The organism is Barnesiella sp. CU968 (genome assembly GCF_905219685.1).
Classification (GTDB): Bacteria; Bacteroidota; Bacteroidia; order Bacteroidales; family Muribaculaceae; genus Lepagella; species Lepagella muris_A.
Genome location: NZ_CAJMXD010000133.1, coordinates 1 through 7,172, shown reverse-complemented (window position 1 = coordinate 7,172; position 7,172 = coordinate 1). Strand labels below are relative to the sequence as shown.

Here is a 7,172-nt window from a genome sequence, read left to right as displayed (position 1 = left end):
TAATATCGGGAATGGTCAGAGGCGACTTCATCTTCATGCAGAAAAGCTGGAATTTACCTTCCCTACAGATGGTAATCATTATTGTTTCGAATCACCTGCTCCGTTCTGACAACAGGTGAAAGGGTAGCTGTCTGTTGAGATAATGTTGAAATAATATTTGCGATATTGGCTTGAAAGTTTTGCAACAAATAGTTTTTGTATTATCTTTACCAAGTGGATTTTTAGAGTGAAATCATCTTGATTTTATGGCTCCATGCTTAATGAAATAAAAATGATAGGATATGTATGTCATTAGGGTATATGCCTGTGTTGTTGTCATGATGCTCTGCATGTCGTGTGGAACGCCTGAGGCTGATCGTGAATCGGCTCTTGAGGATTCTTACGCGCTGCTTGATGCAGAAATTGCAAGGAGCGGAGTCTATGAGAAAGAAAAGGAAGACAGGATCGGCAGGTTGCGTCTGCAATGTGCCGGAGAGGATGACGAGCAGCTGCGTACTGACATAATAAACAGTCTCATCGATGAATTTGCGGCATATAAATCAGACTCGGCGTTGTATTATATAAATTTAAATCTGCGCCGTCCGGAGATATTGTCGAAACCGGGTGAATATACCAGGTTGCTTATAAAACGGGCAGATGTGTTCGCACATGCCGGATTGTTTTCCGATGCCTTGTCTCTGATGCAAAAGATTCCGAGGGATTCACTTGATTCACACGAGTCGCTTCTTGAAGACTATTACTCTACTTATTGTGCCGCCTATCAATATCTGAGCGAATATGCAAATGAACATGAAACTGCACGCGGACATGAACAGAGACGTGCCTTATATGCCGATTCTTTGAGTAAGGTTGTTGACAAGGCGTCGTTTAATTGCATTTTAGTTACATCGGAATCGGCGCGTGACGGAAATCCGGAGGATGCAATCAAATTTCTACATACGTATCTCAAGAAATATCCATCAGGAACCAGGGAATATTCGATCTTGGCTTCAACGCTTGCCTATATATACAAAATTACGGGTGAAAAGGAGAAATATAAACGCTATCTGGTGGCAAGTGCCATTTCCGATGTAAGGGGAGCTGTAAAAGAAAACATGTCATTCAGGGAGATGGCTACAATCATGTTTGAGGAGGGTGACATAGAGCGTGCTCATCGTTATCTGAAGAAAAGTATAGCTGATGCTAATTTTTATTCGGCACTTATGCGCAACACCCAGTCTACCAAGATTCTGCCCTTGATAGATGATGCCTACGCCACTTTGCAGAATAAACTGACAGGCAAACTGCGGGCAATGATCTGGATTGTAAGCATAATATCTTGCATACTGGTGATTACGATATTGTTTATATTGAAGCAGTTCAAAAGTCTTCACCGGGCAAACGACAGAATCAATTCTGCAAATGAAAAATTGAGCGCATTGTCTGAAAAACTGAAAACCATTAATGACGAGTTGCGTGATTCGAATCGCACGAAGGAGCAGTATGCCGGTCTTTTCATGGAATATTGTTCTTCAGCCATATCCACGTTACGTTCTTATCAGCAATCGTTGCGCATTCTTGCCGCTCAAGGTGCCAACAGGGCGGTTTTGTTGAAGAAACTGGAATCTTCCGAGATGGCAGACGAGCTGCTGAGCAATTTTTATGAAAAATTTGACGAAGCGATTTTGAACATATATCCCTCTTTTGTTGAAAAATTCAACGCGCTCCTTATTCCTGATTACAGGGTGGTCTTGAAATCCTGCGAACTGCTGAGTACCGAGCTGAGGCTTTTTGCCTTGATTCGCATAGGCATTAACGACAGTGCCAAAATTGCTCACTTCCTATGCTGTTCGATTTCTACCGTCTACACATATCGGTCGAAGATGAGGAAACGCGCCATCGATCCTGATAATTTCGAGAATGAAGTTAAAGAAATAGGTTAAATTATTCTTTAAACAATCTCTAAATAATCTTGATTTTTTAAGTTTATTTGCAATTGTAATTTATTGGTTTATAATCTGTTGATATTGAATAATATTTTGATTTTTGTTTGATAGCCTTGATTGGGATAGTAAAGTTTATGAACTTTGCATTGTTCTGACGGAGATTGTCTCCGTTGCTGCCAAGAAAAACTATCACCTTTTAATCAAAAAATAAAATGAACAGAAAACCATGGAATTTAAGGGCGATCGTCTTCTCTATTTCACAGACGTTGGTTCTTGTAGCTGCTCCTTTATTTGCACAGGCGCAGTTGAAAGTTTCGGGCACTGTATCCGATCCTACGGGAGAGGTATTGATCGGTGTCAGCGTCTCTGTCAAGGGAAAACCGACCTTGGGAACCTCAACCAATGTCGATGGTCGCTACACCTTGAACGATGTTCCCGAAGACGGGACGCTAATCTTCAGCTATGTTGGCTTTAAGGCTCAGGAAATAGCGGTGAAGGGACGAAACGTTGTTGATGCGGTGCTGCATGAGAATCAGGAACTCCTCGACGAAGTTGTTGTAGTGGGTTACGGTTCGCTAAGTCGCCGTGAAGTGTCAAGCTCCATCGTGCAGGTAAACAAAAGCGATTTTCAGACTGGAGCGATGAATAACCCGATGGAGATGCTTACCGGTAAGGTTACGGGTCTAAACGTGTCCACAACAGCTGCCGCAAATCCTAACGGCAGTTCAGCTTTGCAGGTCAGGGGTGCCACATCACTGAGTGCAGGAAATGGTCCGCTCATAGTGATCGACGGTGTTGCCGGAGGGGATATCCGTACTTTGGCGCCACAGGATATCGAATCCATGTCAGTACTTAAGGATGCAGCGTCTGCCGCTATCTATGGTACGCGCGGTGCCAATGGCGTAATACTTATCACTACCAAGAAAGGTACCGGTACGCCCGGTTTGCCTGTAGTTACCTACGAATCATATGGAGCGCTTGCTTTCGGTAAAAACAGACCCGAAGTATTGTCACCCTACGAATGGCGATTGTCTCGCCGTGGTAACGATTATGGTGCAAGCACAGACTGGTATGACGAAATAACACGCGGACTTTGCCTATGACACCAACCAGTATGTCGGCATTGACGGCTCGTTGGCAAACGGAGGATATTACACAGCTTCTGTCAACTATAAGAGGGCAAACGGTCTTGACATTACCAGCGGACGTGAGGAATTTGGCGGTCGTGCCGCTGTTTCCGCCAATACTCTTGACAATCATCTCCGTTTAACGGCATCATTTAATGCCAGGAGGGTGAATGAGAAATGGGGTGACGACGGCATGTTTGACACAGCCCTCGGCATGAACCCTACAATTCCGGTTTTCAATACCGACGGAACATATTATCAGCCCACTTCCCCTACGGATATCAAGAATCCTGTTCAGCAGCTTAAGGTGAACACATCAGAGGGTAAACGTACTTATCTGCTCGGCACAACCGATTTGAAATATGATATATGGCATAACGACAACCATAATGTAAGCACTACGTTATCATATTCCTACAATTATAATGACCTGAAGAGCGATTATTACACTCCGTCAACTTCCGGAGAATCTTATTGGGGCGGTTATGCCGGCAGGGCATCCATTCAATATCAGAAATGGTATACGAACCGCGTGGAGTGGCTTGCCAACTATAGCTTCCGCAATGATGATCATGATGTACGTTTTGTAGGCGGTTATTCTTTCGAACGCAGCAACTGGGAGCAGATGTTCGAGCAGAACAATGATTTCACATTCGACAAGCCTCTCTGGAACGGCATCGGTGTCGGTTCATGGCTCGGACAGGGCAAGGCACAGATGTATGCCGGCAAGAGTGAGTCTACTTTGGTGGGCTTTTTCGGTCGTGTCAATTATGCTTGGAGAGGCATGTTGATAGCCAGTGCCTCCATCCGTCGCGAAGGCTCCACAAAATTTGGTGCAAACAAGAAATGGGGTAACTTCCCGGCAGTGTCGGTAGCGTGGGAAATGACGAAAGCTCCCTTCTTCAAGGACAAGGAACAGATTGTGCAGAGTTTGAAACCACGTTTCTCATATGGTATGACGGGACGTAGCGATTTCGATGCATACAAAGCTCTTGCAACTTATTCCACCGGTGGTCAGTACCTTATCGACGGAAACTGGATGACCGGTTATAGACCTTCGAACAACGCGAATCCGAATCTCGGCTGGGAGAAGCTTTCCAGTTTAAACGTTGGTGTGGATTTCATGTTCTTCAATCGTCTTAACGGATCTATAGAATATTTCGACCGCCGTTCGAATGACCTTCTGTATAATTACACAGCTCCTCAGCCGCCGTATGTGTATCCTTCGATTCTCGTGAATGTCGGCACGACAAAGAATACCGGTGTTGAGCTGACCCTTAACGGCAACATCCTCGTAAACACGCCTGTTACATGGGACATGGGAATCAATTATTCCTATGGCACAACCAAGCTCACAAAACTTTCCAACGATCTCTACCGTGCCTCCTATCTTGATCTCTATCAGAAACCGGGTGCAGGCACCAGCGAATACTTCTTCCGAGTGGAGGAGGGTGGAAAGATCGGGCAGTTCTATGGTTATGAATATGCAGGAACAGACGAGAACCACAACATGCTCGTATATGCTGCCGACGGTTCGAAAGTTACAGCTGCTTCAGCCAATCCGGAAGACAAACGTTTTATCGGAGATGGCGCTCCCAAGCATTTCCTCTCATGGAGCAATTCATTGAAATGGAAGAATTTCGACCTGAGCATGATGTTCCAGGGCGCTTTCGGGTTCAAGATTTTCAATATGCGTAAATACGGCATGGGACTTCAGGGAAGCGGTAGCGACAATGTGCTTCGCAGTGCATATCTTGACGATCGCGACACTTGGAGCGGCGGCGGTGTGATATCATCTTATTTCTTGGAACGCGGTGACTATTTCAAACTTGAAAACGTTACGCTCGGCTATAATTTCCCGATAAAGAACCGCCGTTTGCTCGATTCATTACGTGTATATGTTTCTGCAAAGAACCTCTTCACTCTTACCGGATATTCCGGAACGGATCCTTCGGCTGTGACTTCGACAGGTATCACTCCGGGAGTAGACGTGTCGAGTGCTTATCCTTCGGCAACTCAGATTACATTAGGCGTGACTATCCGCTTCAGGTGATCAATTCGTGAAACAGAAACCTCAATTTAAAATTTCTTATGAATCTAATTAAATATTTAGGCGCAATGTTTGCGGCTGCCACCATGACGGCAGTTCTGCCATCCTGCACCAATCTCGATGAGATCACTTACGACAGGATAGACGCCTCAGCATATTATCAGGACGAGAACAGCGTAAAGGGTGCTGTAGCATCAATCTATGCCAGCGCACAGAGCGGTTTCCTTGAATATTTCTGGTATCTCAACGAATTTCCGGCAGACCAGGTAACATGGCGCACATGGAACGGTGGAGCATGGGGATATGACGAAGCTGCAAAATTTGTGCTCTCGTCGCAGACGTGGAACTCCGAATCGGTGATAATACGCCAGGCTTGGGAACATGCTTGGGAGACCATCGGTCTTTGCAACACTCTCCTCGGAGACCTTGAGAAACTCAATCCGGCTTCGCTCGGTATGAGTGACAGCGCAATGAAGCAATATATCGCTGAAGTGCGGACCATGCGTGCATGGGCATATTATAATAACTTTGAGCTTTGGGGAGGGACGTTGCCCCTGTGTGTTGCAGCTGATGGCAATGTTCCAGGTTCCGCAGATCCGGATTTCAACAAGAGTTCGCAGATTATCTGGCAATTCATGGCAGATGAGCTTGATGGCTGTTATGGAGATCTTATTGCGGAACAGGGCAATCCCGGAACCCGGAACCGTCTTAGCCAGGGAATGAACCGTATGCTCAAGATGCGTCTTCTCCTCAACTCCGAACTTTGGACCGGAACGGCACGATATGACGAATGCAAGACGCTTTGCGAACAGATCATTGCCGGTGACTACGGAAATTATTCGATTGTTTCAGATTACCGTGACATATACGGCATAAATAACGAGACATGCCCCGAGGTGGTGTTCGCTTTCGCAATGGAAGCGGGGCATAATACCAACAATAACCGCAACACCCCCTTCCTCCCTTACAATTATGACCAGATGTTTGGATTCTCTTGCGATCAAGGTGGATGGAATTGCGTATGCATGGTGCCTTCGAAAGACAATACCGGCACCCTTGTGCCTTACGCAGGAACATCCAACCCCAAGAGTTTCATCTTCGATTATGGTGACAAACTCGGTGCTCCCTTTGACCGCATGAATAATGCCGACATCAGAAAGCAGCCCTTCAAATGCGATGCAGGAGGCAACTGGCGCGGAATATTCGCTATGGGTCCGCAGAAAGACTGGAACACCGGTGCCGACGTGCTTGCCGATGCCGATCTTCAGGACAAGCCGTTGATTTATGTGGATCAGGTAGGAACTTTCCAGAACCTCGGTCGTCAGCTCGAACCCGTGATGAGTCCGCGATGGGGAGAAACCAATTCCGGTTACAGGGTGATCCGTTACCCTATCTATCCCACTTCCACAGGTCTCGACTGGCGTAATGCCGATCAGGTGGAATTTCGTCTTGCAGAGGTTTATTACACACTTGCAGAATGTCATATGCGTTCCGGTAACCCCTCTATGGCGAAGAGTTACGTAAATCAGGTGCGCGGCAGATATTTCGGCGCATCAGATCAGAAGGAACTTGAAAAACCCGGTCCCGGTTTCGATACATTTGATGCCGACTGGCTTCTCAGCGAGTGGGGTATTGAATTTCTCAATGAAGGTCGCCGACGTCGCACCGACTTGCGCCGTTTTGACAAATTCACTCAAGGACAGTGGTGGTTCTTCGGACGTGCTACGGAAACCGACCGTCAACTACCCGCAAAACGAGACCGTAAATATGAATGGTATCCTCTGCCTCAGTCAGCACTTATGGTGAATCCCGGTCTTGTTCAGAATCCCAATTATTAAACAGCTTTTTAAAAGACTTCAAAATGAAAAAGTTCAAAATATCATATCTTTGGCTTCTTATGCTGCTTCCTCTTATAGGCGCGTGTTCAAAGGAAGACATCGTATTTGACGTGGAGTTGCCCCGTTTCGAACTTCGTCCCGGCTACCAGTTGCTTGAGGTGATAGTGCCGCAACGCACCATGCCTACTGACAAGATATATATCGTAGGTGAATTTAACGGTTGCAAGGATGT

The 7,172-nt window shown here is 46.1% G+C and carries 4 protein-coding genes and 1 pseudogene; all 5 read left to right on the top strand.

The features are described from left to right. Positions 1-281: 281 nt before the first annotated feature. Complete coding sequence (locus JX312_RS06710) at positions 282-1,922, top strand: DUF6377 domain-containing protein (protein WP_204457467.1); 1,641 nt, start codon at positions 282-284, stop codon at positions 1,920-1,922. Between the two features lie 215 nt (positions 1,923-2,137). Further along, on the top strand, positions 2,138-3,028 hold the full coding sequence (locus JX312_RS14310) for a carboxypeptidase-like regulatory domain-containing protein (RefSeq protein ID WP_370541483.1): 891 nt from the start codon (positions 2,138-2,140) through the stop codon (positions 3,026-3,028). Positions 3,029-3,059: 31 nt separating this feature from the next. Continuing rightward, positions 3,060-5,105, top strand: a complete 2,046-nt coding sequence (locus tag JX312_RS06705; protein WP_370541482.1) for a TonB-dependent receptor domain-containing protein — start codon at positions 3,060-3,062, stop codon at positions 5,103-5,105. Between the two features lie 38 nt (positions 5,106-5,143). Next, positions 5,144-6,940, top strand: coding sequence for a RagB/SusD family nutrient uptake outer membrane protein (locus JX312_RS06700; protein ID WP_204457466.1), 1,797 nt, complete (start codon positions 5,144-5,146; stop codon positions 6,938-6,940). A 23-nt stretch (positions 6,941-6,963) separates the two neighbouring features. Beyond that, a pseudogene (locus tag JX312_RS06695) lies at positions 6,964-7,172 on the top strand (hypothetical protein); the annotation flags it as partial.

What these genes read in the sequence shown, in the direction of transcription:
- JX312_RS06710 (WP_204457467.1), top strand. Translation starts at nt 282, where the DNA reads ATGTATGTCATTAGGGTATATGCCTGTGTTGTTGTCATGATGCTCTGC.
- JX312_RS14310 (WP_370541483.1), top strand. Translation starts at nt 2,138, where the DNA reads ATGAACAGAAAACCATGGAATTTAAGGGCGATCGTCTTCTCTATTTCA.
- JX312_RS06700 (WP_204457466.1), top strand. Translation starts at nt 5,144, where the DNA reads ATGAATCTAATTAAATATTTAGGCGCAATGTTTGCGGCTGCCACCATG.